23 protein-coding genes are annotated in these 23,464 nt (G+C 55.4%); 15 read left to right on the top strand and 8 right to left on the bottom strand.

Annotated elements, in window-relative coordinates; genetic code table 11:
- Positions 1-29: 29 nt before the first annotated feature.
- The 4 genes from ACMGG1_RS12170 to ACMGG1_RS12155 form a co-directional block, all read right to left on the bottom strand.
- Positions 30-1,634, bottom strand: a complete 1,605-nt coding sequence (locus ACMGG1_RS12170; RefSeq protein WP_174574187.1) for a GMC family oxidoreductase — start codon at positions 1,632-1,634, stop codon at positions 30-32.
- Positions 1,635-1,653: 19 nt separating this feature from the next.
- On the bottom strand, positions 1,654-2,184 hold the full coding sequence (locus tag ACMGG1_RS12165) for a sugar dehydrogenase complex small subunit (RefSeq protein ID WP_174574188.1): 531 nt from the start codon (positions 2,182-2,184) through the stop codon (positions 1,654-1,656).
- On the bottom strand, positions 2,181-3,476 hold the full coding sequence (locus ACMGG1_RS12160) for a cytochrome c (RefSeq protein ID WP_104410895.1): 1,296 nt from the start codon (positions 3,474-3,476) through the stop codon (positions 2,181-2,183). Before ACMGG1_RS12160 ends, ACMGG1_RS12165 begins: the two co-directional genes overlap by 4 nt.
- A gap of 216 nt (positions 3,477-3,692) precedes the next feature.
- A complete protein-coding gene (locus ACMGG1_RS12155) occupies positions 3,693-4,598 on the bottom strand; it encodes a DMT family transporter (protein ID WP_020826815.1) in 906 nt (301 codons plus the stop codon).
- 177 nt (positions 4,599-4,775) lie between these two features.
- On the opposite strand from ACMGG1_RS12155, the gene ACMGG1_RS12150 reads away from it, so the two are divergent.
- The 4 genes from ACMGG1_RS12150 (at position 4,776) to ACMGG1_RS12135 (ending at position 7,367) form a co-directional block, all read left to right on the top strand.
- A complete protein-coding gene (locus ACMGG1_RS12150; protein ID WP_020826816.1) occupies positions 4,776-5,645 on the top strand; it encodes a helix-turn-helix domain-containing protein in 870 nt (289 codons plus the stop codon).
- Positions 5,646-5,662: 17 nt separating this feature from the next.
- The gene (locus ACMGG1_RS12145; protein ID WP_414161437.1) at positions 5,663-6,100 is read left to right on the top strand and encodes a glyoxalase; all 438 of its coding nucleotides are present in this window, start codon (positions 5,663-5,665) and stop codon (positions 6,098-6,100) included.
- Positions 6,101-6,418: 318 nt separating this feature from the next.
- Complete coding sequence (locus ACMGG1_RS12140; RefSeq protein ID WP_046373600.1) at positions 6,419-6,868, top strand: MoaF-related domain-containing protein; 450 nt, start codon at positions 6,419-6,421, stop codon at positions 6,866-6,868.
- Positions 6,869-6,878: 10 nt separating this feature from the next.
- A complete protein-coding gene (locus ACMGG1_RS12135; protein WP_128864928.1) occupies positions 6,879-7,367 on the top strand; it encodes an ester cyclase in 489 nt (162 codons plus the stop codon).
- 31 nt (positions 7,368-7,398) lie between these two features.
- Here the strand turns inward: ACMGG1_RS12135 and ACMGG1_RS12130 are convergent, their stop codons facing one another.
- Complete coding sequence (locus tag ACMGG1_RS12130) at positions 7,399-8,595, bottom strand: multidrug efflux MFS transporter (protein WP_142815229.1); 1,197 nt, start codon at positions 8,593-8,595, stop codon at positions 7,399-7,401.
- Between the two features lie 262 nt (positions 8,596-8,857).
- On the opposite strand from ACMGG1_RS12130, the gene ACMGG1_RS12125 reads away from it, so the two are divergent.
- From ACMGG1_RS12125 to ACMGG1_RS12090, 8 genes are all read left to right on the top strand, one after another.
- The gene (locus tag ACMGG1_RS12125; protein WP_187962850.1) at positions 8,858-9,706 is read left to right on the top strand and encodes a GNAT family N-acetyltransferase; all 849 of its coding nucleotides are present in this window, start codon (positions 8,858-8,860) and stop codon (positions 9,704-9,706) included.
- A gap of 246 nt (positions 9,707-9,952) precedes the next feature.
- Positions 9,953-10,825, top strand: coding sequence for a MurR/RpiR family transcriptional regulator (locus tag ACMGG1_RS12120; protein ID WP_020826822.1), 873 nt, complete (start codon positions 9,953-9,955; stop codon positions 10,823-10,825).
- Positions 10,826-10,842: 17 nt separating this feature from the next.
- Positions 10,843-11,406, top strand: a complete 564-nt coding sequence (ddpX, locus tag ACMGG1_RS12115) for a D-alanyl-D-alanine dipeptidase (protein ID WP_046373595.1) — start codon at positions 10,843-10,845, stop codon at positions 11,404-11,406.
- A 35-nt stretch (positions 11,407-11,441) separates the two neighbouring features.
- A complete protein-coding gene (locus tag ACMGG1_RS12110) occupies positions 11,442-12,992 on the top strand; it encodes an ABC transporter substrate-binding protein (protein ID WP_115058858.1) in 1,551 nt (516 codons plus the stop codon).
- 48 nt (positions 12,993-13,040) lie between these two features.
- The gene (locus ACMGG1_RS12105; protein WP_020826825.1) at positions 13,041-14,057 is read left to right on the top strand and encodes an ABC transporter permease; all 1,017 of its coding nucleotides are present in this window, start codon (positions 13,041-13,043) and stop codon (positions 14,055-14,057) included.
- A gap of 5 nt (positions 14,058-14,062) precedes the next feature.
- Entirely contained in the window at positions 14,063-14,950 is an 888-nt protein-coding gene (gene ddpC, locus ACMGG1_RS12100; RefSeq protein WP_020826826.1) for a D,D-dipeptide ABC transporter permease, read from the top strand.
- On the top strand, positions 14,950-15,954 hold the full coding sequence (locus ACMGG1_RS12095) for an ABC transporter ATP-binding protein (protein ID WP_128864924.1): 1,005 nt from the start codon (positions 14,950-14,952) through the stop codon (positions 15,952-15,954). Before ddpC ends, ACMGG1_RS12095 begins: the two co-directional genes overlap by 1 nt.
- The gene (locus tag ACMGG1_RS12090; RefSeq protein WP_414161436.1) at positions 15,944-16,891 is read left to right on the top strand and encodes an oligopeptide/dipeptide ABC transporter ATP-binding protein; all 948 of its coding nucleotides are present in this window, start codon (positions 15,944-15,946) and stop codon (positions 16,889-16,891) included. Before ACMGG1_RS12095 ends, ACMGG1_RS12090 begins: the two co-directional genes overlap by 11 nt.
- 11 nt (positions 16,892-16,902) lie before the next feature.
- Here ACMGG1_RS12090 and lpxA read toward each other — a convergent pair whose 3' ends face one another.
- Both lpxA and ACMGG1_RS12080 read right to left on the bottom strand, forming a co-directional pair.
- A complete protein-coding gene (gene lpxA, locus ACMGG1_RS12085) occupies positions 16,903-17,691 on the bottom strand; it encodes an acyl-ACP--UDP-N-acetylglucosamine O-acyltransferase (protein ID WP_128864923.1) in 789 nt (262 codons plus the stop codon).
- A 317-nt stretch (positions 17,692-18,008) separates the two neighbouring features.
- Positions 18,009-18,290 (bottom strand): YjcB family protein, encoded by a 282-nt coding sequence (locus ACMGG1_RS12080; RefSeq protein WP_020826830.1) that lies wholly within the window; start codon positions 18,288-18,290, stop codon positions 18,009-18,011.
- A 292-nt stretch (positions 18,291-18,582) separates the two neighbouring features.
- On the opposite strand from ACMGG1_RS12080, the gene mrdA reads away from it, so the two are divergent.
- On the top strand, positions 18,583-20,508 hold the full coding sequence (mrdA, locus tag ACMGG1_RS12075; protein WP_259218765.1) for a penicillin-binding protein 2: 1,926 nt from the start codon (positions 18,583-18,585) through the stop codon (positions 20,506-20,508).
- Positions 20,509-20,610: 102 nt separating this feature from the next.
- Positions 20,611-22,329: a penicillin-binding transpeptidase domain-containing protein gene (locus tag ACMGG1_RS12070; protein ID WP_129940580.1), complete on the top strand. Its 1,719-nt coding sequence runs from the start codon at positions 20,611-20,613 to the stop codon at positions 22,327-22,329.
- Between the two features lie 283 nt (positions 22,330-22,612).
- Here the strand turns inward: ACMGG1_RS12070 and osmB are convergent, their stop codons facing one another.
- The gene (gene osmB, locus ACMGG1_RS12065; RefSeq protein WP_020826833.1) at positions 22,613-22,825 is read right to left on the bottom strand and encodes an osmotically-inducible lipoprotein OsmB; all 213 of its coding nucleotides are present in this window, start codon (positions 22,823-22,825) and stop codon (positions 22,613-22,615) included.
- 502 nt (positions 22,826-23,327) lie between these two features.
- On the opposite strand from osmB, the gene ACMGG1_RS12060 reads away from it, so the two are divergent.
- A complete protein-coding gene (locus ACMGG1_RS12060; RefSeq protein WP_020826834.1) occupies positions 23,328-23,462 on the top strand; it encodes an AcrZ family multidrug efflux pump-associated protein in 135 nt (44 codons plus the stop codon).
- Positions 23,463-23,464: the final 2 nt, after the last annotated feature.

Below are 23,464 nucleotides of genomic sequence, written 5' to 3'. Positions count from 1 at the left end.
GACGGGCTCTTTTTAACGGCAATAGGTTATTAAATCTCTTTATTGATGATATCGGCAACGCGCAGGGCAATGGCATAGCCGGTTAAGGTTGGATTCACCACGGTAGAGCTGGGGTGGACGCTGGTGCTGGTGATAAAGAGATTGGCATGATCGAAGGAGCGGCATTCGTGGTTGACCACCGAGTCCCGTGGATCACTGCCCATAATAGTGGTGCCCATGATATGGGAACTGGGTACCCATGCCTGGATGTCATTTAGCACTTCAGTGGCGCCAAATAACGCCTTGAACTGCTCATAGTCTTGATAAAGTTGGCCCATGGCGTTCAGGGTGTATTCATGCGCGATGTCGTAATTGATACGCGGCGTCGGCAAATTAAGCGCATCGCGCTTATTGCTCAAAGTGACGCGGTTCGCGGGATCGGGTAATACCTCGACGTAGGACGCAATTTTCAGGTAGCGTGCGCTATTGTGACGAATAAGACGATCCAGCTCAGGGCCGACGATACCCTGGTCCAGCAAACGCTTGGTGATCAACTCGTTAGGGACGGTATTATCGAGAAAGTGGCGGATTGCCGCATGCTGGTGTCGCAGCGGCGTGTCGCGCCAGGTGTTGATGCTTCCCTGCTGCGTCGGACCACGACCTGCCCAAACGGGATCTTTCGCCAGCATGGCGATAGCCCGCCCAGTATGCCCCATCATGTTACGTCCGACCTGATCCGACGAGTTGCCTATGTCCGACATCAGCATCAATTTCGGTGTTTCTACCCCATGGGCAGCCAGCACGAAATAGCGGGCCGTGAGGCGCGTACTTTCCCCCTGCGGATTCTTATAGTGCACGGCGACGATTTTGTTGTCCGGGCCTTTTTCGATACGGTAAACCACCGCATTCACCCGCAGCTTTGCCCCCCGATGCTCTGCCCAAACGACCGGCTTATCGCCAGAGAACTGCGCACCGATCGGGCAGATAGGGGCACAGTTGTTGTTACCCGCGCATATTGGTCGCCCTTGATAGGGGCGGGTCGCACGTGCATTGGGTTCATCGACGAAGTGGTGATGGGCACTGGAGACTTTTTCCGCTACCTGCTGGGTCAGATAGGTCCAGGGTTGCATCGCCATGGGATAAGGTTTGGAGCGTGGGGGATAGGGTTCTTCACCATGGCCACGCTGGTCATCGGTATCGGAGCCGCTCACGCCAATCTCTTCTTCGGCCAATTGGTACCAGGGTTCCAGCGTGTCGTAGTCAATAGGCCAGTCACGACCGTGCCCATAGAGCGTTTTTAATTTGAAGTCTGCAGGCAGATTACGCCAGGTTGCCCCGCCCCAGTGCCAGGTGGTTCCCCCAACCAGACGCAAGAAGGAAGGCTTTTGGGTAATATTGCCCACGCTCTCAATATAGTCGTCAGAATACTTGCCGGTCGCGGATTTGGGCGCCCAGGGCAGGTCTGGGTAAGGGCCGTTATAATCTGATTTATTCCCATATTGGCGAAATGCTTCAAGGATTTCCGCACGCTTAACGCGGGGGCCCGCTTCTAAAATGATGACGGATCTTCCTTGCCTGGCAAGGCTGTTCGCAATAGCACCGCCTAAAATACCGGCACCCACGACGATAATGTCGCAATCATATTCAATGGCCATATTTGCTCACTAATGATCTTCAATTTTCTAAATTTGGCGTGGCTATCCAGTAATTGGGTCGCGCGCGAATATAGGTAGGGATCACGGTCACATCACTCGTTGCCTGGAACATCAAGGCTTTCTCGTAATTCACTACCACGGCCTGGCGGCCACGCCCTACATTACCGGTATAAAAGCTCTCTATAATTAGCAGTGCTAATTTCCGATTTTCATCCTCTGCGGGCAGGGCAGAAATAAAGGATTGAACATCGGGTGCACCACTATCGCTTATCCTTTTTTCCAACATGCCGAGCCTGTCGCCAAACTTCTCGGTATGGGACGCCATGGTTGAATACATGGCAGCGGTAAATGCCGGATCGAGGTTCTGTCGGAGGGTCAGCCACTGAGCCAACTGATTAAAAAGCACCTCTGTGTGTTTGTCATCGAGCCGTTTTAGCGGGGTTGAAACGGCATTGACCGACAGAAAGGCAGCCCCCGCGATGAGGGTGCTTTTCAGCAGATGGCGACGAGAAAAGCCGTAGCTCGCTTTACTTTTGCTCTCTTTTTTCATTGCACGACGTCCTCATTGCTGGAACCACGCAGTTTTTCAACCTGATCGGGGGTGACGTTGAGTGCATGTCCGCCGAAGCTTTCCACCAGATATTCAGCCAGTTGAGCGATTTGTTGATTGCTCAACTGATCTGAGAACGCGGGCATAAAGTAGTGGTCCTTACCGTTGTTCACGTTGGCGCCGTGTAGAATGACCTGAATCAGGTTGTTGGCGTCGTTCGCGCCGATCACGCTGTTGCCGAGCATTGAAGGGTAATAACCGTCCGTTGTGCCGGCACCTTCTCTGCCATGGCAGCTTGCACAATTGTTCAGATAAATGTTGGCGCCCGGCATTTCGTCGTTCGGCCTCGGCTGCACCTGAGATGAGCGCGGTCGGGTCTGTTCATCACCTACGGCCTGTATGTCTTTCAAATACCCTGCAATGGCGTTCAGGTCCGCATCATTCATTTTGCTGAAGCTGTGGGTAATGGCTTCCGCCATGGAACCGGCTGCCTGAGCTTTAAAGGGGACATTGCCTGTTTTCAGATATTGAACGATCTCTTGCTGTGTCCAGCTACCGATACCTGATGCTTTGTCGCTGGTGATGTTAAACGCCTCCCAGCCGCCAATCTTGGCGCCGGCCAGGAAGCCTTTCTGGCTTTCGTCATAGGCTTTTTCTTGCATGCCCAATCCGCGGGGGGTGTGGCAAGAGCCGCAGTGTGCGGCGCCTTGCACCAAATAAGCGCCACGGTTCCACTCTGGGCTGCGGTCTGATTTGTATTGATAAGCCCCTTTCTCCAGAAATAGAGTATTCCAGGCCATCAGCGGCCAGCGCAGGGTAAGGGGCCAAGAGAAGTCAGGCTTTTTATTCGGTTGGTTAACAGGCTCAACGCCATGCATAAAATAGGCATACAGGTTGGCAATGTCTTCGTCCGTTAACTTGGTGTAAGAGGGGAATGGCATTGCCGGATAAAGATTTGAACCATCACGTCTAATCCCTTCCCGTAATACCTTCTTAAAATCTTCCAATGTATATTCGCCAATGCCGTAGGTTTTATCTGGCGTGATGTTGGTGGAGTAAATATTGCCCATGGGCAATGGCATAGCCAACCCCCCGCTAAAAGGCTTGCCACCCGACGCGGTATGGCAGGCCACACAGTCTGAAGCAATGGCTAAATAACGGCCTTTGTGCTGCGCAAAATCACTCTCTGCGTCAGCAGGTTGCGCGTAACTCAATGAAGAATATAAAGGCATCACGACGACCAGGAAACGGGTGAGCCTCTTTATACTCCAATGAGTTTTTTTATTACTCATCTTTGTTTTCCAAACCAAAATGGTGATATATGCGTTAAGATACAAAAAATACTGTAACGGTTTAGTATTCAATGTATTGATCTGCAGCCGCTAATGTCAACGGTTATGTCTGTCGTTCAGCATTAATTGTTAATTTTTAGTGGGATGTAAATGGCGGAGTCAGGTTGGGGAGTTTTGGGATAAAGCGCCTTGGGATCAGGCGCTTTTGACGTATGTTTATGCCACCGGGCGCCGCCATAACCCAGCAAACCGGCCCGGTTTGGCAAACATCACCAGATTGCCAAGCAGGATCAGGCACAGGCCTATCACCGCATTGGTGTGCCACTGATAGCCTTCATACAGGGTTGAAATCGTCAGTGCCACCAGAGGAAACAGCAGGGTGCTGTAGGCAGCCGCCCCGGCGCCGATCCGCCCCAGCAGGCTGAAATAGGCCGCAAAGGCAATCACCGAGCCGAAAATCGCCAGATACAGCAACGAGCCGATGTAACGGGTGCTGAACTCAATCTGGAATGAGGCGCCCTGGGCCAACGCAATCAGCGCCATGAGGATTGCGCCGTAGCTCATGGCATAGGTATTGGTGGAAAGAATGTCCAACCCATGCCGCTGGTGGCGGGAGCTGATCATATTCCCCAAAGAGAAGCCGTAGGTGCCAAGAGCGCTCAGCCCGATGCCTTTCAACAGGTCCGGCGCCATTTGCGTTGCCACCAGATCTTGCCAGAACAGGGCGACGATCCCGGTCAGGCCCAGCACCGCAGCCGGTAACAGATTGGGGCTAGGGCGCTGGCGAAAGAAAATAATGCCGTTAACGGCATTGAACAGCACTGCCATCGAGAAAATCACCGATTCCAGCCCGCTGCTGATGTAGGCTGCGGCATGGTAAAAACAGTAGAAGTTAAAACCGAAAACGCAGCAGCCTTGCAGGACGCAAAACAGATGGTCGCGCAGGGCGATACGGCGCAGACGTCGTGCCAATAAAAGAATGACGAGCATCACTACTGCGGAAACCACAAAACGGTAACTGATGGAAACGGGAATGGCCACCGGGCCTTCCTGCTGCAGGGTAATGGCAATCCAGGTGGTGCCCCAAATCAGCACCACGGCAAGGTACAACAGCACGTTCATAATTAACTCCGGCAAAATGGATAGGCTCAGTATCCGCCGCTGCACGGCGCCGCGCTTTCAGCGCTTTGCGAGCAATTGCATATTCTTGCGCTTTTTTTGGCAAAAGCGCGTGCTGATGGCTGGTATGGCATCGCGCCACTCTCTAAACTGGAAAGATTGAGCAAAGCGGGGTCGGTAATGTCCAGATACAAGGCGTTTGAAACGCTGCGGGAACATAAAGCGCAGTTGCACGACAGTGTGCGATTAAGCTGCGGCGTAGAGCTGGCCGCCTGGTCCAACTGTGACGACCGTATTACCCAGGAAAGCGCAGAGCACCATACTCTGAGCCTGTACGTCGCCGACGGTTACGAGTGCTATCAAAAAGTGCCTGGAGGGTGGAGAAACGGCGGCGGACCTGACCGTTTCTGCATTATGCCGCGCCAGTATGAGTCCACCTGGGACGTGCGCAGCGATCTGTCTTTCGTCCACCTTTACTGTACCGATAAGCACCTGCGTCAGGTGGCGGAACAAATCTGGGATCGCAGCCCGGCGTCGATAAATCTGGTGCCCAACGCGTTTGCCGAAGACCCGCAAATCACCTTGCTGTATCGCCAGTTTCTACTCAGTTGCAACTGGCAGGAACGGGCCAATCAGCTGTCCCTCAGCAGTGCCACAACGCTGCTGATGACCTGTCTGGTTCAGCGCTACAGTGAACTGCAATGGACGCTGCCGCAGGTCCGTGGCGGTCTGGCCCCGGCCGTTGCCAAACGGGTGAAAGAGTATATCGAGCAGCATCTGGATCTGCCGCTGGTATTGGCCGATTTGGCCGCGCAGGCGGGGCTGAGCGAGTTCCACTTCGCCCGTATGTTCAAACATGACACCGGTCTGGCGCCGCATCAGTTTGTCATGCGCGCACGGCTACAGCAGGCAGAGCAGTTGCTTTGCCACAGTCAGTTGCCGCTGACGCAGATAGCGCTGGAGTGCGGTTTCAGCTCCGCCAGTCATTTCAGCAATCGCTTCAAAGTGGCCTATGGATGTTCCCCAACGCAGCGGCGTCAGGGGCGTTAACCTCAACAGGAGAGAACATGGAACAGCAGTTCGCAGGACTGGGCGTGTTGTTTGTCGCCGGATTTGGGCCTATTACCCAACAAACAGAGCACAGCAAGGCATTTTACGTCGATGCCCTTGGGCTGCCGTTGAAGCCGATGGAAGGCAATGCCGATTATCTGCTGAGCGAGCACGGCGTGCTGGAAGGCGTGAAGCACTTTGCTCTCTGGCCGCTGGCGCAGGCCGCGCAGGCGTGTTTTGGCAGCGATCAATGGCCGATGGACCTGCCGGTGCCGCAAGCCTGGATGGAATTTGACGTCGCTGATATGGCGCTGGCAACTCAGGGGTTGGTTGACCGTGGCTACCGTCTGCTGGTTGCCAATCGCGAAGAGCCTTGGGGCCAGAGTGTCACACGGTTGCTCAGCCCTGAAGGGCTATTGATTGGCGTTACCTTTACCCCTTGGTTGCGTGATTGATTTTCACTGGTCTAATTCCCTCGCCGCTGGTGGGGGATATATCGTTTTTTAGAAAAATTGATTATTAGCTTATTCAAAACCCCAACTGATAAACCTATTGTTCTCGAGCTCTTCATTTGATTGGTGATAGTTATTCCTGTCAGTTAGATAAAAACATCATCCATAGATCGTTATTTCCTTTCTTTAGAAGCCAAAATAAAATTAGGGTGCTCATAATTACACGCTAAGGAAAATTAAATAGAGATAATTCTTATATTCCACACCCATCGCTAAAATAATAATGATTCTCGTTTCAACCAAGGAAAGGAAGAGGGAACTATGGGCAAATTAGCAAGGGTAGGGATGACAGCATTAATATCCCTGGGAATGACGATGATATTACCTACGGCAATGGCGGAGAATATCAATATGCCAAATAAGGATGTTACGGCCCAGCAAACGCAGCCGTCGTTTATCGCGGCCGGAAAAGTTGTGCAGGTTACTTTCGGCGATTTTGCCTTCAAACTGGATTTCACCGACGACAAAACCATGACTTTTACGGGGGTTGGCGCGGCCTCTCAGGGCGTTACCGACACCGTTCAGTATACGGCGGTTGAGATACGTCCCAAGGTCTACATGGTTTACTGGAGCGAACCCAAGTCCGGCGATAATGTCACTCATGTCGAGGATTTTCAGCGGGGTGAGGTCTACACCAATATCGCCAGCAAGGATGGGACTTTCACCCATCTGAAAGGGCAATTGAAAATCATAGGTCACTCAGGAAAATAAAGGAGCTACAATGAAAAAGGTATTTATCCCTTTGGTTATCGTCGGCAGTATGCTGGCCAATTACCCTGCATTGGCGGTTAAAAACAGCGAGCCTCATAAAGTCGCTGGAAATAAAAACATTCAGGATCAAAAGAAATTAAAGGTAGTGGAAGATCTGTACGCCGGTTTCTTTAATAAGCATGATATCAGCGTGGCGCAGCGGCTGATTGTGGAAAACTACAAGCAACATAATCCGTTTGTTGGCGATGGCATTAAACCGTTCCTGGATTTCTTCAGCCAGAATTTTAAAGATAATCCACAGTTCAGCGCGAAAATATACCGCAGTGCAGTGAGCGGCGACCTGGTGTATGTCCACGTATTGTATAAAAACAATCCACAAGACCGCGGTACCGCCAGCGTGGATATTTATCGGGTGAACAATCAGGGTAAAATCACCGAACACTGGGACGTCAATCAGGAAGTGCCGGCGAAATCGGCCAACGACAACACCATGTTCTAACGCTACAGGGCCGCTCTGGCGGCCCTGTTACTCATCTGCGCCCATTCTCGACCTGTTTGAACTGCCTGCGTACCTGTAAGCAATTGAGCAGCACCAACACCGCCGTGACGGCAAACACCCAGCGGAACCCCATCAGCGCCGAAACCCCAGAACCAATCAACGGACCGACCACGTTGCCAAGATACATAAACGACTGGTTGTAGCCGAAGATACGGCCGGTGACCTGATCGGAAGAGTACTTCAACAACAGCGTCTGTACCGCTGGCATCAGGGCACCGTCGGCAAAGCCCAGCAGAAAACGCAGGATCCCCAACTGGAGCGGTGTTTCCACCCAGGCCATGATGGCGAACAGCAGGGTGGTTAGCCCCAGTGCCGCCAGCAGAATGCGTGCGGTGCCAATACGATCGCCCAGCCGGCCGAGGCGTGGTGCGGAAATCAACGCCGCCACCCCAGGCACGGCGGCAATCATGCCGCTAATAAAGGCGATATTACCGCTATCACCTGACAACTCTTTAATAAACAGCGTCAGTATCGGGCTGATGGAGGAGTTGGCAAGTTGGATCATCAGGGTGCTGATAAACAGCGTTACAATCAGCGCAGGATAGGGCAGCGACTGGAAAACGGCCTTGCCGCTCAATCGGTCGGCTTTTTTTACCTCGATACGCCGCTCTTTTATCAGGAACAAGGTAATCAAAAAGCTGACGAACATCAGCCCAGCGGTAACGAAAAACACCACGCGCAACCCCAAGTGGTCCGCCATCAGTCCGCCGAGCAGCGGGCCGGCGATCACTCCGGAAATTTGACCGGTGGACAAGGTGCCCAGCGCCCAACCGCTTTTATCGCGCGGCACCTGCGAGGCAACCAGCGCCATTGCATTGGGGATATAGCCGGAGGTCAGGCCCATCAACGCACGCAGCGCAAACAGCTGATAAACGTTAGTGACCATGCCCTGCAGTGCAATGACAATAGCCATGCCCAGCGAGGCGCGCAACAGCATCAGCTTGCGGCCTTTGCGGTCCGCCAGGCTGCCCCACAGCGGTGACACCAGTGCAGACACCAAAAAAGTGCCGCTGAACACCAGGCCCGACCAAATGCTGAGCGACTGGTGACCGCTGACGCCGAGCTGTTCGACGTACAGCGGCAGAAAAGGGAGGATTTGGCTCATTGCCAGCCCGGTGAAGAAACAGCCGAGCCAGACCGAAATCAGATTGAGTTTCCACGCTTCCATCAGCTTGTCGTACCACTTTGAATTAGGAGGGAATTATTGAGCAAGATAATAATAACACCGGTTACCAGGGCATGCCGGATGAAATAAGTGAACAAAAGTAAAACCTGCCGGTTGGCGGATGGCTGTAAAGGCGGTATCCCGCGCTATGGCGTCGTAATGCTACTGTTAAATGCTCACCGGTAACGCAAGATTGCCGGTTGCCATCGGCGGTGCCGTCATGGTGCTATAGCAATAAATCAGCATTGTTCAGGAGACGCGGGAAATGACGTTTACGCTGCGAGAGATGGGGGCGGCCGATGTAGCGCCCGCGCATGTGCTGTCGCAAAAAATACAGTGGCCGCATCGGCTGGAAGATTGGCAGCAAGCGTGGTCATTGGGTGGCGGGGTGATCGCTGAAGTCGAGGGAGACGTGGTTGGCTGCGCCCTGCGCTGGCTATGGGGCGACCAACGGGCCACGCTAGGGTTGGTGATAGTTGCAGAGCAATGTCGTGGGCAAGGTATCGCCAGAGCCATGTTGCAGCAGATGATAGCGCCTTTGCCCGACTATCAGCTTCATCTGGTAGCGACCGATCAAGGCAAACCGCTGTACCAAAAATTGGGGTTTATCGATCAGGGATTACTGGCGCAGCACCAATGCCGGGAGATGCCGGCAGGCCATACCGCACCTTTGCCAAAGGGGGCAAGGCTACGGCCGGCCTTGCCGCAGGATCTTGCCACCCTGGTTGAGCTGGATTTGGCCGCCAGCGGCCTCAGCCGCCAACCCCTGTTGGCCGCAATGTTGGCAAGCGCCGAACAGGCTTTGGTGCTGGAGCAGCAGGGGATTGCCGTCGGATTTGCCTTCCGCCGTCGTTTTGGTCACGGCAACATGATCGGCCCGGTGGTTGCGCCTGAGCTAACGGGGGCCATTGCCATGGTTGACGCCTTATGCCTGCCTTGTCAGGGCGAGTTTGTGCGGGTGGATACTCCCCTGGCCAGCGGCCTCAGCCCTTGGCTGGCCGAGCGCGGTTTACCCTGCGTCGATACGCCGACCATTATGGTGCGTGGCGTGCCCCATAGACCGGATTGCGACGTTGCACTGACATTTTCACTGGTTTCGCAAGCCTGGTCATAAAATTAAAATTAAGGGTTCAGGGTGGTGCATCGCCCGATGCATTGCCCAAATGTTGTGCAATAGTTATCAACTGATGACTATGTTGTAACCGCAGGTTTTTGTCGTTCCTGCGCCGCCGTACGCCGTCGCGCGTGAAATTTCCCCTGCAATCCGCAATTGGCACAGGCCATGCATTGTCATCATCTCGCTTTGTTATCTGAGTAACAGAGTGGGGTTTGGTGACAACTCAACAACAGCGGGCGAACTATGGCAGAGCATCCAGATGTGATGGCACAAATAGAAGCGTCATTTGCGGTGCAAACCCCCACCGGGAAACGCATTGCCGGATATCTGTTGGCCAATTTGCCGCAGGTGCCGTTTGAGACCGCCGACAGTATTGCTCGTAGCACCGCCACCAGCGGTATTTCGGTCGGGCGCTACCTGCGCAGCCTGGGTTACCGCAACCTTGAGGACTTAAAGCGCACCTTGCGAGAGCAGGGTACGGCTTTGCATCAACCCTGGGGCGTGACCGATCGCCTGGGGGCTTATCGCCGTCGGCGCGAACAGCCGCAACCCCAAAAATTACGTCAGTCATTAACGCTGGAGCTGGAAGCGATCGAACACGTTTACCAATTGGCCGGCGGCGAAGCCTTTGCGCAGGTCAGCCGTCAGTTGGCGCAGGCGGAAGCGGTGTTTGTCGTGGGCATTCAGTCTACGCGCGGCATTGCCAATGCCTTTTACAGCCATCTGGAATATCTGCGGCCCAAGGTCTATTACGCGGACGGGTTATCCGGCACCTATGTGGAGTCGCTAAATTCGGAATTCAGTGCGCCATATCTGGTGCTGACGGACACGCGCGCGTATTCGACCATCGCACAAAAATACTGCCAGGCGGCCTGTGCGCGTGGGCTGCGGCTGGCACTGATTACCGATATTTACTGCCCCTGGGCTCGGGATTACCCGATCGACCTGCTGCAGGTAAAAACCGACACCGGTCAGTTTTGGGATTCGCTGGCCCCGCTCAGCTGCCTGTTCAACCTGCTGCTGTCTTCGGTGCTGGAACAGGGCGGTACAGCGGTCGAGCAACGGCTGGCAAGCAACCGAATGCTGCAAAAAGAGCTGGGGCAATTTGAATCTTAACCGTATGGGAAAACGCAATGAGTGACAATGTAACATTAACCGATCTGGCCGAGGCCTTCCCTGGTCTGCCGATTGAGTTGAAATATGCCGGCGCCGACAACCTGACGGGCCGGGCGATTTATCGCGAGAGCCGCTGCCTGCTGCATCCTGATGCGGTGCAGGGGCTGACGCGTTGCCTGCTGGCGGCGCGGCTGGCCGGTTTCTCCCTGCTGGTGTTTGACGCTTATCGACCGCAGCAGGCGCAGGCGTTGCTGTGGCAAGCCTGTCCGGATCCGCAATATGTCACCAGCACCTTGACCGGATCGCATCATAGCCGGGGTGTCGCGATCGACGTGACGCTGTTGGACGCCGAGGGTATCGCTCTGGATATGGGCACCGGCTTTGATGAAATGAGCGAAAAATCACACCCGTTTTATCCCGATTTCCCTCCGGAGGTGCAGCGCAACCGGCTGCTGCTGAATGCGGTGATGGCCGCCGGAGGTTTTCGCGGGATCGCCAGCGAATGGTGGCACTTCGAGCTGCCCAACGCCGGGGATTATCCGCTGCTGGCCGATCGCTTCGGCTGTTTTTCTTACGACTAAAACAACACACATTCAACGCATCAGGAGCTTTGTTTATGAATCAGATCAAATACGCCGCTCTGGCGGCTGCAGTGACGTTGGGCCTGACGGTAGCCGGGCCGGTACAGGCGGCGGTGCCCAAAGACATGCTGGTGATTGGCAAAGCGGCCGATCCGCAAACGCTGGATCCGGCGGTGACTATCGATAACAACGACTGGACGGTGACCTACCCGGCCTATCAGCGACTGGTGCAGTACAAGACCGAAGGCGGAAAAGGTTCGACCCAGGTGGAGGGTGAGCTGGCCGACAGCTGGACCAGTTCAGACGACCAACTGGTCTGGACCTTTAAGCTAAAACCCGGCAACAAGTTTGATGACGGTTCGGACGTGAACGCCGAGGCGGTCAAATGGTCGTTCGAGCGTCTGATGAAGATTGGTCAGGGGCCGTCAGAGGCCTTCCCGAAAGACCTGCAGGTCACGGTGGTGGATCCGCTGACGGTGCGTTTCACTCTGAAAACGCCGTTTGCGCCGTTCCTGTACACCTTGGCCAATGACGGTGCCGGCATCGTTAACCCGGCGATTGCCAAGGCGAATCCGGCGGACGAGGGCAAGGCCTGGCTGGCGAACCATAGCGCCGGATCTGGGGCGTACAAACTGGATCGCTGGCAGAAGGGCCAGCAGTTGGTGCTGGTGCCTAACCCGCATTACAGCGGTGCCAAACCGGCGTTTAAACGCGTCACGGTGAAAATCATCGGCGAAAGCGCCACCCGCCGTCTGCAACTGACCCGAGGCGACCTGGATATTGCCGAATCGCTGCCGATTGACCAGCTCACGGCGCTGAAAAGTGAAAACAAGGTTGCGGTCAACGAGTACCCGTCGCTACGGGTGACCTATTTGTACCTTAACAACGGCAAAGCCCCGCTTAACCAGGTGGATCTGCGTCGCGCCATCTCTTACGCCGTGGATTATCAGGGCATGGTGAAGGGCATTCTCGGGGGGAACGGCAAACAGATGCGCGGCCCGATCCCGGAGGGCATGTGGGGTTATGACGCCAATGCCCAGCAGTACAGTCAGGATGCGGACAAGGCCAAGGCAGCACTGGCGGCGGTGAAAGACAAACCCGCTTCGCTGAACTTCCTGTATTCGATCAGTGACCCTAACTGGGAGGCGATTGCGCTGTCGGTGCAGGCCAGCCTGGCGACGGTCGGCCTCAACGTCAAACTGGAGAAGCTGGCCAACGCCACCATGCGGGATCGCATCGGTCAGGGCAATTACGATATCGCCATCGGCAACTGGAGCCCGGATTTCGCCGACCCCTATATGTTCATGAACTACTGGTTTGAATCCGACAAGAAAGGGCTGCCGGGCAACCGGTCGTTCTACAGCGATCCGCAGGTGGATGCCCTGTTGAAGAAAGCGGTATCGGTGTCCGATCAGCAGGTTCGCACCGCGGATTATCAGGCGGCGCAGAAAATCGTCATCGACCAGGCGGCCTACGTCTATCTGTTCCAGAAAAATTATCAGGTGGCGATGAACAAAGAGGTGAAGGGCTTTGTGTATAACCCGATGCTGGAGCAGGTGTTCAACGTTGGGCAGATGAGCAAGTAATTTTTTTCGGGCAGCCGTTTGGCTGCCCCTGCACCATGGGAAACCGCTATGAACGTTTGGAGCCTTATCCGTCAGCGCTGCTGGGGGTTGGTGCTGGTGATGTTCGGGGTGTGCGTGATCACCTTTACCATCTCGCATCTGATCCCCGGCGATCCGGCGCGCTTGCTGGCCGGTGACCGCGCCAGCGAGGAAATCGTCCAGCATATTCGCCAACAGCTGGGGCTGGACCAGCCGCTGTATGTGCAATTTGGCCGCTACGTGCTGGATTTGCTGCATGGCGATTTGGGGACTTCCATTCGCACCGGACGGCCGGTGCTGGACGATCTGCGCGCCTTCTTTCCCGCCACGCTGGAGCTGGCTTTTTGCGCTTTACTGTTGGCGATCGCGTTTGGCGTCCCGCTTGGGGTGGTGTCGGCAGTGTATCGTAATAAATGGCCCGATCATCTGGTGCGGCTGTTGTCGGTGACCGGCATCTCCACCCCGGCGTTCTGGCTGGGGTTGGGGGTGATTATCCTGTTCTACGGGCAACTGAATCTATTGCCCGGCGGCGGCAGACTGGACGACTGGCTGGATCCTCCCACCCACATCACCGGGTTTTACCTGCTGGACTCCTTGCTGACCGGCAACGGCGAGGCGTTCTGGAACAGCCTGCAACACCTGATCCTGCCGGCGCTGACGTTAGCCTTTGTTCATCTTGGGGTAGTGGCGCGCCAAATCCGCTCGGCGATGCTTGAACAATTGGGGGAAGACTATATCCGCACGGCCCGTGCCAACGGCCTTTCGCACTGGCGAGTGGTGCTTGGGCATGCGTTGCCCAACGCGTTGATCCCCTCGGTGACGGTGTTGGGGCTGGCTTTGGGGGACTTACTCTATGGCGCGGTGCTGACCGAAACGGTCTTCGCCTGGCCGGGCATGGGCGCTTACGTGGTGGATTCCATTCAGGCGCTGGACTTTCCGGCGGTGATGGGGTTTGCCGTGGTGGTCTCTTTTGCCTACGTGATGGTTAATTTGATCGTCGATCTGCTCTACCTGTGGATCGACCCAAGAATGGGGCGCGAGGGATAATGACAATGACTCAAATCGAACAACCGCCGATCGCGGAACCCGTATTGCGCTATCTCAGCCTGCGCCGCGCCTGGTACCGGGTCCGGCGGAGTCCGCTGACGCTGCTGGGTGCCGCCATCATGATAGCCGTGCTGTTCCTGATGCTGTTCTCGCCGTGGCTGGTGCCGCATAACCCGGACGCCATTGACCTAACCGCCCGCTTACTGCCGCCTTCGCCCGAGCACTGGTTCGGTACCGACGAAGTGGGCAGGGACCTGTTCAGCCGAGTCCTGGTTGGCAGCCGTCAATCGGTGGCCGCCGGGCTGGCGGTGGTGGTCTTGGCGGGGAGCATTGGCTCGCTGCTCGGCTGTTTCTCCGGCGTGATGGGCGGTACGGTTGATGCGTTAATTATGCGCTGCATGGATATCATGCTGTCGGTGCCGTCGCTGGTGCTGACCATGGCGCTGGCGGCGGCGTTGGGCCCCAGTTTGTTCAACGCCATGTTGGCGATTGCCGTGGTACGCATTCCTTTCTACGTGCGGCTGGCGCGCGGCCAAACGTTAACGCTGCGTCATCAGGCGTATATGCAAGCGGCGCGCACCTTTGGCGCTTCGCGCTGGCATCTGATTGGCTGGCACGTGCTGCGCAATGTGATGCCGCCGTTGGTGGTGCAGGCGTCGCTGGATATCGGTACCGCGATCCTGATGGCGGCTACGCTGGGCTTCATCGGTCTGGGTGCCCAGCAACCGACCGCCGAATGGGGCGCTATGGTGGCGAATGGCCGCAACTATGTGCTCGACCAATGGTGGTATTCGGCCTTTCCCGGCACGGCGATCCTGATCACCGCCACCGGTTTCAACCTGTTCGGCGACGGTCTGCGCGACCTGCTGGATCCTAAAACCCGGGGGCGCTGATGAGTGAAACCACCGTTTTATCAATCGATGAATTACAGCTGGAGTTTCCGGTTTACGGCGGCAGCGTCAAGGCGCTCAATCGCGTTTCGTTGCAGGTCAAGGCGGGTGAAATCGTCGGCGTGGTGGGCGAGTCCGGCTCCGGCAAGTCGGTCACTGCGATGATGACGTTACGGCTGCTGGCGGAAGAGGGTTACCGCGTGACCGGCGGTTCGCTGGAGATGCTGGGCACCGACGTGCTTAACGCCAGCGAGCGGCAAATGCGCCAGTTGCGCGGTGCGCGGGTGTCGATGATTTTTCAGGAGCCCATGAGCGCGCTTAATCCAACGCGCAAGATCGGCCGCCAGATGTGCGAGGTGATCCGCCTGCACCAGCGACTTTCCGCCTCGGCGGCTCGCGACAAGGCGATTCAGCTGTTACAGGAAATGCAGATTGCCGATGCACAGCGGGTGATGGAGCGTTATCCGTTTGAGCTGTCCGGCGGTATGCGCCAACGGGTGCTGATTGCCATGGCGTTTTCCTGTGAACCGGAACTGATCATCGCCGACGAACCCACCACTGCGCTGGACGTCACGGTCCAGCGTCAGGTGTTGCGTTTGCTACAGCAGAAGGCGCGAGCCAGCGGCACGGCGGTGCTATTTATCACTCACGATATGGCCGTGGTGTCGCAACTTTGCGACCGGGTGTATGTAATGTACGCAGGACACGTGATTGAGAGTGGCGCAACCGCCAAGGTGATTGAGCATCCCAGTCATCCGTATTCCATTGGGTTATTGCTGGCGGCGCCGGAGCGCGCCGAACCGCGCAGCCTGCTGCAGGCTATCCCCGGTACGGTGCCCAACCTGAGTGCGTTACCGCCAGGCTGCGCTTTTAGCAACCGTTGCCGCCATGCTGACGCTCAGTGTCGGCATACGCCAAGACTTACGCCATTGGTGGCAGAGCCGAGCCAAAGGGTAGCCTGTTGGCATCCGCAGTCTGTCGATTTGGAGGTGCAAAATGAACGTTGAGGCACTGCTGGAACTGCGCGACGTGCGATTACGTTTCCCCGCCAGCTATAACTGGCGCGGCAAGCCGCGAGAGTATGTTCATGCGCTCAATGGGTTGGATCTGAACATTATGCGCGGCGAAACCTTGGGCATCGTTGGCGAGTCCGGCTGCGGCAAAAGCACCCTGGCGCAGTTGCTGATGGGGTTGTTGAAGCCCAGCAGCGGCGAGCTGCTGCGGGCGCGCAATGCCGGCTCCTGGTTTGGTAGCAGCATGCAAATGGTGTTTCAGGATCCGCAGTCATCGCTCGATCCGCGCCTGCCGGTATGGCGAATTATCACCGAGCCGGTGTACGTGCAGCAACACAACAGCGTGGCGGAACGACGGGCTCAGGCGGCGGAGTTGGCTCAGCAGGTGGGACTGCGGCCGGAGGCGATTGACCGGTTGCCGCACGAGTTTTCCGGCGGACAGCGACAGCGTATTTCCATTGCACGCGCACTGTCGTCACAGCCAGACATCATCGTGCTGGACGAACCTACTTCGGCGCTGGATATTTCGGTGCAGGCGCAGATCCTCAATTTACTGGTGGAACTGCAACGCCAGCGCAACCTGACTTATGTGCTGATCTCGCATAACGTCTCGGTGATCCAGCACATGAGCGATCGGGTAGCGGTGATGTATCTGGGGCAGATTGTCGAATTGGGGCCGACCGCACAGGTGTTGCGCCAGCCTCAGCACCCTTACACCCGGTTGCTGCTGGATTCGGTGCCCCGTACCGGCCGTTCACTGAGCGACAGCGCAATTGAAGACCGCAAAGGGGAATTACCGGGCAACCGTCAGTTGCCGCAGGGCTGCTTTTTTCGCGAACGTTGCCCTTACGCCGGCGAGGGGTGCCAGCGACCGCAAAGTTTGAGAGTCAACTTGGGCGGCACGGCGGTGCGTTGCCATAAGGTAGGATGACGGCGATACGCTCAGCGGATAATGCCGCGCGTCGAGCGTGTGAAGAAGTCGAGGAACAGGCGTAGCAATGGGTATTCCACGCTCAGGTGGATAACCTCTTGCCGTACATCCTCCAACGCCATCGACCGGTGATACAGCATGTCGTAGAGAGCGTGAATAACTCGCTGTTGTTGCGGATCGGCGGCCAGAAAAGCCGGCGCTGCCAGATGCAGGCCGTCAGGTTTGGCGCGATGGCCGCCGGCCTGAACAAAGGGCGGCAGATCCTGCACCAGCAGGGCACCGTCGGCAACTTTTGCATGGGCACCGATAATGCAAAATTGGTGTACCGCGCACCGGGCGCCGACCCATGCAGCATCGCCCATCTCAACATGCCCGGCCAGGCCGCTATGCTCGCCGACGTAAGCACCGTTCCCGATGACGCAGTCGTGGGCAACATGCACATTATCCCGCAGGTGATTGTCGTTACCGATGACGGTGCGCTGGCGCCCCTGTACCGTGCCGCGATGTAGGGTGGCGTAATGGCCTATACGGTTACGATCGCCAATGATTAACGAGGTCGGTTCATCGGCATACTTCAAATCCTGGCCGGCTTCGCCGATCGAAGAAAACGAGCCGAAAACGTTGTCGCGGCCGATACGGGTCAGGCCGTTAATTACCGAGTGCGAGGCAACAGTGGTGCCTTCGCCTATCTCAACCCCGGCGGAGATGACGCAAAAAGGCCCGATACGCACGTGCGCACCGATCATCGCGCCGGGCGCGATCAGGCTGTTGTCTGCAATAAGGGCAGAGGGAGAAATCATCACGTTTCCTGATGGCGGCGCGTGGCTATCCATCAGCCAGGCCAGTCATCGGTTAATTATTAAGCCGGATTCTGGATTAATTGGGGGAAACAGGAACGCGTGGGCAGGAAGTTTGCCTTCCGGTCGGGGGGACAAGGTTTGTCTGCGGCCAGCATAAGCCGGTATTTGCCTCAGACCGCTACCTTATATTTTATTTATTTTGTGAACCTTTGGGTAATAACGGGATGTTACCACCGGCGATTTCAACCCTTTGCTCTGCAGGGCTGAAAATGGTCAGGCTGACAACGGTCAATTCCGTCGCCAGCGAATGCCATAACTCAGGGCAGTGGCCAATCGGTAGGGGTGTTACTGACGACCTCGACATACATGTCCCAGGCGTGGGACCAGAATTGCGTAAAGCCTTCCTGACTGAAGCTAATGCCCATCAGGCCCATCACGAACCAGCAGGTGGTGAACAACCCGAGGCTGCTGAACATAAATGCCATGCCGTTGCGGCTGGTCTTACGGCAAACGACGTTTAGCTGGCTGGCCATAAACATCATAACGGCGCTAAGTAACTCCCAGCGCATCATAATAAAACCTGTGGCAATGGCACTCATCGAACGGGATCCTTGGTGATAAAGCTGCTCCCGGCGAGCGGCCGGAAGGTCAGGGCAATGGGCGAAATAGTGTGATCTGCGTCACATTGTAGCACTGGGGGAAATCGCTGCTCAATCCCTGAGCGGGAGAAAAATCGGCATTTGGTAACATTCCAACATGCTGAAACATTTATGCCATTTCATTAGCAACCTTTTAATGGGGAGCGCAAACCAATAACGCTATGCTTGCCGACTTTTCACTGCCCTGATTTATCTTGGGAAAATGTGACGTCTGACAGGTAACTCGCCACGTATGGCCCTATTAAAAGATAAAATTCGCGACCATTCCGCCGAAGAAATGTTGTTTATACGCCGCGCCGGCGTGGCAATGGTGTTGGTTGTCGCCTGTTTTGGCGTGTTGATCCTCAACCTGTACCGCCTGCAGGTAAAACAGCATGCGTTCTACCAGACGCGATCCAATCAAAACGACATCAAGATGGTGCCGATTGCCCCCAGTCGCGGGCTGATTTTCGACCGCAACGGCATTCCGCTGGTGCGTAACATTACGCTGTATCAGATCCAGATTATCCCCAGCAAAATCGACAATATGACCGCGCTGCTGCAGGCGCTGACGCCGATTGTCGATCTGACCTCCGAAGACATCGCCGCTTTTCGCGATGACATGCACCACAATGGCCGCTATAAGCCGGTCACCTTGAAAAGCGGACTGACGGAAACCGAGGTGGCGCGCTTCGCGGTCAATCAATACCGTTTTGACGGGGTGACGATTGACACCTATCAGCAGCGGGAATATCCCTACGGTGCCGAACTGGCCCACGTGGTGGGTTACGTGTCGAAAATCAACGATGGCGATTTGAAGCGGCTGGACAAGGCGGGCCTCAGCGAGAACTATGCCGCCGACCACAATATCGGCAAGCAGGGCATCGAGGCTTATTATGAGTCAGAGTTGCATGGCACCACCGGTTATCAGGAAGTCGAAGTGGATAACCACGGTCGCGTGATACGCCTGCTGAAAGAACAACCGCCACAGGCGGGCAAAAACATTTACCTGACCCTCGATCTGCCGCTGCAGCAATATATCGAATCGGTGCTTAAAGGGCAGCGGGCGGCAGTGGTGGTGGAAGACCCGCGCGACGGTGGCATTTTGGCCATGGTCTCCAGCCCCAGTTACGATCCCAACCCTTTTGTGAAGGGCATCAGCTACCCCGCGTATAAAGCTCTGCTGAGCAACCCCGATTTGCCGCTGATTAACCGCGTCACGCAAGGGCTCTACCCACCGGCATCCACGGTTAAGCCTTACATGGCCACGTCCGCGCTGTTTGCCGGAGTGATCACCCCCAACACCACCTTCTTTGGCGCGCCGACCTGGACCTTACCGGGCACCCAGCGCCGTTATCGTGACTGGCTTAAAACCGGGCATGGCATGCTGAACGTGACCAAGGCGATAGAGGAGTCCGCCGATACCTTCTTTTATCAGGTGGCGTTTGAAATGGGCATTGACCGTATTCACAGCTGGCTAAGCCAGTTTGGTTATGGTCAGGCGACCGGGATTGACCTTAACGAAGAGTATCGCGGCGTGCTGCCAAGCCGCGAATGGAAACAGCGGGTGCATAAAAAAGCCTGGTATCAGGGGGACACCATCTCGGTAGGCATCGGCCAGGGATATTGGGTGGCTACGCCGATCCAGATGGTGAAGGCGTTAACGACGCTGATCAACAACGGCAAGGTGAAAACGCCCCATTTGTTGTATTCCATGCGGCAGGGCAACCTGGTGAGTCGCTACCAGCCACCGGTAGAGAGTGCACAGATTGGTGATGCCAAATCGCCGTACTGGGGCATCGTTCGCAATGGCATGTACGGCATGGCCAATCTGCCAAACGGCACCGGTTATAAGCTGTTCCATACTGCGCCGTATCAGATTGCCGCCAAGTCCGGGACTTCACAGGTGTTTGGTCTGAAAGAGAATCAGACTTATAACGCCAAAATGATCCCGGTACGGCTGCGTGACCATATTTTCTATACGTTGTTCGCGCCTTATAAAAATCCGCGGGTGGCGATGGCATTAATTCTGGAAAACGGCGGTGGTGACGGTGTGGTCGCGGGGCCGACGGCCCGGGCGATCCTCGACCATATTTTTGACCCGGCCAACGCCCCGCAGCCTGAGGATAACCAGAAAGTTAAACCGGAGTTAAACGACAGCGCGGATGTGCAACAGTAAACGCGTTTGTTTTTACTTTCTTACAAACTGCAATCTTCTAACTATTTCTGTCAGGGTAGACTGAAATAATCACATAACTTTAATAAAAACGCAGGGTTAACAGTGGCGCCATTAACAAAAAAAAGCGGTAAAAATTATTCGACCCTTCGCTTTGGCTGGATTTGCGGCGGGATCCTGGTTTGCTTTTTCCTGCTGGCCTTTCGGGTCGGCTATTTGCAGTTGCTGGAGCATCAGCAGTTGGCGGATCAGGCGGATCAGCGTTCGATTCGCACCCAGGTGCTGCCCACCAACCGGGGGATGATCACCGACCGTAACGGCGAGGCCTTGGCCGTCAGCGTGTCATCGAAAGATATTGTGTTGGATCCCAAGCATATTCTCGACACCCATACCGATATCGGCAATGAACGCTGGCAGAGCCTGGCCAACGTGCTGAAAATGCCGCTAACCGAGGTGCAAAGGCTGATCCAGGCTAATGCCCACAAGCGTTTTGTCTATCTGGCGCGCAAAGTCGAAGATGATAATGCCGATTACATCAGCAAGCTGCGTTTGACCGGCGTCAGTACCCTGCAGGACTTCAGCCGTTTCTACCCGATGAGCCAGGATGCCGCCGGGCTGATCGGCATTGTCGGGCAGGACAATCAGGGTCTTGAAGGTATCGAGCTGGGCTTTAACCACCTGCTGCAAGGCAAGAACGGCCTGCGGGTTTACCAGAAGGATGGCAGCGGGGCGGTGATTGGCGTGATCAAGAACGTCGATCCCGTGCCGCCGCCGAATGTCACGCTGAGTATTGATAAATTCATCCAGTACGTGCTGTACGCGCAAATTCGCGACGGCGTGGTGGCAAACCAGGCCGATTCCGGCTGTGCGGTGCTGGTAAAAGTGAATACCGGTGAAGTGCTGGGGATGGCCAGCTACCCGTCATTCAACCCGAACAACTACGCCAATACCCCAGCCAAAGATATCCGCAACGTGTGCAGCAGCGACAGTTTCGAACCGGGTTCTACCGTGAAGCCGGTGGTGGTGATGGTCGGGCTGGAACACCGGTTGATTAAACCGGATACCGTACTGGACACCACGCCTTACCGGGTCAATGGTCATTTGATCAAGGACGTAGGCCACTGGTCGAAATTGACCATTACCGGCGTGCTGCAAAAATCCAGCGACATTGCCGTTTCACATATTGCGCTGGCGCTGCCCGCCACCGTACTGCCTGCGGTTTACAAGAGCTTTGGCTTGGGCAGACCGACCGACCTGGGCATCGGCAACGAAAGCAGCGGTTATTTGCCGCAGCACCGCGAACGCTGGGCTGATATCGAACGCGCAACCTTCTCGTTTGGTTATGGTTTGCGTGTGACCCCGTTACAGATGGCGCGTGAATACGCGGCTATCGGCTCCTATGGCGTTTATCGGCCATTGTCGATCACCCGAGTGACGCCACCGGTGATGGGGCAGCGCATTCTGCCGGAAGATACGGTAAAAACCGTGGTGCATATGATGGAAAGCGATGCCTTACCGGGGGGCAGCGGGGTCAGCGCGGCGGTACCGGGTTACCGTTTGGCGATTAAAACCGGTACCGCAGAGAAGATGGGCACCAACGGCAAATACGACGGCGGTTACATTAACTACACCGCCGGCGTGGCGCCGGCCAGCGATCCGCAGGTGGCGCTGGTGGTGATGGTCAACAACCCTAAAGCCGGCAAGCACTTCGGTGGTTCGGTGGCTGGCCCGGTGTTCGGCAAGATCATGGCGCAGGTATTGGAACATATGAATATCTTGCCTGATGCCCAGCCGTTGAACGTCGTTTCGCAGGTTAAAGGCTAACCTGATGTTCCCCCTCTGTGGAGGGGGAACCAGTCACTTTTTCAACGTCGCAAGGTGGGCCTGTGCCCATTCGACATCACGAGTGAAGTTAAGATAAATCTGGCGGTTTTATTAAAAAGGGGAATATTTTTTAAGCGTCGATACTTTGTATGGGCGGGAATATTTATAGATAAGACAATCTGATTAATTCTATAAAATAAAAAGAATCTGATGCACCAATGCGTGGCGATTAAAATAAATTCGGCCGGGTATTTTCAATTGAAAACAACCCGGCCTAAAAATATTAACGGCTGGTTTGGTGGCCGATGATACCGCCCAGCGCTGCGCCGCCCAAGGTACCCAGCGTACTGCCGTCGGTCAATACTGCGCCACCCAGGGCGCCAACGCCGGCACCGATAGCGGTGTTGCGATCGCGGTGAGACATATTCCCACATGCGGTGACAGAAAGTGTTGCCATGATGATAACCATCACGCCTGCGGCACGTTTAAGGTTCATAAGAGTTTCCTGATAAATTGCCTAATTAACAGACAAAGAAAGCACTGATTAATCGGCCGGTAGAAGTTGAGATGAATGTATTCTGCCGAAAGAAAATAGAACAGGTAAATATTCTTAATTTTGTGCCATCGGATTTTATTTAATCGCCATTTTACTTTGGGGTGATGATTAAATCGCCAGCCTGTTATCTCTTGGGGCAGGTTGGATAATCCTTAAAACGCGTTAAAAATCCTAAGGCCCAGGGTTATTGGCTATGACGCGTTCCGGCCTGCATTGGCGTACGGATACCGCTGGATGTTGACGCCACTGCTTCTGGTGCGGGTTGTCCCTGACAGAGAGCATTTTTTTGCATTGCGGTAATGCAACTGTGTAAGTTACATTAGCGACACTGAGTTGTGATCTGCATCACAGATTGAAATCAAGCAAAAATAACCTTAAGAAATTCCAGGGAAATTTTCCTTTCTGGGCAGGCTTTTTGCTGCTTAAAAACCAGGAGACAACGATGTTAGAAATACTAGAGAGTTTGGCCACCGTGGTGATCATGGTGCCGGTAATGATTGCCTTGTTGCTTGGCTCGATTTATGGCTTGGGTGAGCTGTTTAATCTGTTTTCTGCCGTTGGCGGGAAAAAGAGCTGACG

The sequence above is a fragment of the Serratia sp. BNK-12 genome, from assembly GCF_047456085.1.
In the GTDB taxonomy this organism is placed as follows: Bacteria; Pseudomonadota; Gammaproteobacteria; order Enterobacterales; family Enterobacteriaceae; genus Serratia; species Serratia liquefaciens.
Note: the sequence above shows the minus strand (reverse complement) of the source record. Positions and strands in the feature narration are given on the sequence as shown.

Coding starts and splice junctions, on each gene's coding strand:
- ACMGG1_RS12170 (WP_174574187.1), bottom strand. CDS start 1,634: ATGGCCATTGAATATGATTGCGACATTATCGTCGTGGGTGCCGGTATT.
- ACMGG1_RS12165 (WP_174574188.1), bottom strand. CDS start 2,184: ATGAAAAAAGAGAGCAAAAGTAAAGCGAGCTACGGCTTTTCTCGTCGC.
- ACMGG1_RS12160 (WP_104410895.1), bottom strand. CDS start 3,476: ATGAGTAATAAAAAAACTCATTGGAGTATAAAGAGGCTCACCCGTTTC.
- ACMGG1_RS12155 (WP_020826815.1), bottom strand. CDS start 4,598: ATGAACGTGCTGTTGTACCTTGCCGTGGTGCTGATTTGGGGCACCACC.
- ACMGG1_RS12150 (WP_020826816.1), top strand. CDS start 4,776: ATGTCCAGATACAAGGCGTTTGAAACGCTGCGGGAACATAAAGCGCAG.
- ACMGG1_RS12145 (WP_414161437.1), top strand. CDS start 5,663: ATGGAACAGCAGTTCGCAGGACTGGGCGTGTTGTTTGTCGCCGGATTT.
- ACMGG1_RS12140 (WP_046373600.1), top strand. CDS start 6,419: ATGGGCAAATTAGCAAGGGTAGGGATGACAGCATTAATATCCCTGGGA.
- ACMGG1_RS12135 (WP_128864928.1), top strand. CDS start 6,879: ATGAAAAAGGTATTTATCCCTTTGGTTATCGTCGGCAGTATGCTGGCC.
- ACMGG1_RS12130 (WP_142815229.1), bottom strand. CDS start 8,595: ATGGAAGCGTGGAAACTCAATCTGATTTCGGTCTGGCTCGGCTGTTTC.
- ACMGG1_RS12125 (WP_187962850.1), top strand. CDS start 8,858: ATGACGTTTACGCTGCGAGAGATGGGGGCGGCCGATGTAGCGCCCGCG.
- ACMGG1_RS12120 (WP_020826822.1), top strand. CDS start 9,953: ATGGCAGAGCATCCAGATGTGATGGCACAAATAGAAGCGTCATTTGCG.
- ddpX (WP_046373595.1), top strand. CDS start 10,843: ATGAGTGACAATGTAACATTAACCGATCTGGCCGAGGCCTTCCCTGGT.
- ACMGG1_RS12110 (WP_115058858.1), top strand. CDS start 11,442: ATGAATCAGATCAAATACGCCGCTCTGGCGGCTGCAGTGACGTTGGGC.
- ACMGG1_RS12105 (WP_020826825.1), top strand. CDS start 13,041: ATGAACGTTTGGAGCCTTATCCGTCAGCGCTGCTGGGGGTTGGTGCTG.
- ddpC (WP_020826826.1), top strand. CDS start 14,063: ATGACTCAAATCGAACAACCGCCGATCGCGGAACCCGTATTGCGCTAT.
- ACMGG1_RS12095 (WP_128864924.1), top strand. CDS start 14,950: ATGAGTGAAACCACCGTTTTATCAATCGATGAATTACAGCTGGAGTTT.
- ACMGG1_RS12090 (WP_414161436.1), top strand. CDS start 15,944: ATGAACGTTGAGGCACTGCTGGAACTGCGCGACGTGCGATTACGTTTC.
- lpxA (WP_128864923.1), bottom strand. CDS start 17,691: ATGATTTCTCCCTCTGCCCTTATTGCAGACAACAGCCTGATCGCGCCC.
- ACMGG1_RS12080 (WP_020826830.1), bottom strand. CDS start 18,290: ATGAGTGCCATTGCCACAGGTTTTATTATGATGCGCTGGGAGTTACTT.
- mrdA (WP_259218765.1), top strand. CDS start 18,583: ATGGCCCTATTAAAAGATAAAATTCGCGACCATTCCGCCGAAGAAATG.
- osmB (WP_020826833.1), bottom strand. CDS start 22,825: ATGAACCTTAAACGTGCCGCAGGCGTGATGGTTATCATCATGGCAACA.
- ACMGG1_RS12060 (WP_020826834.1), top strand. CDS start 23,328: ATGTTAGAAATACTAGAGAGTTTGGCCACCGTGGTGATCATGGTGCCG.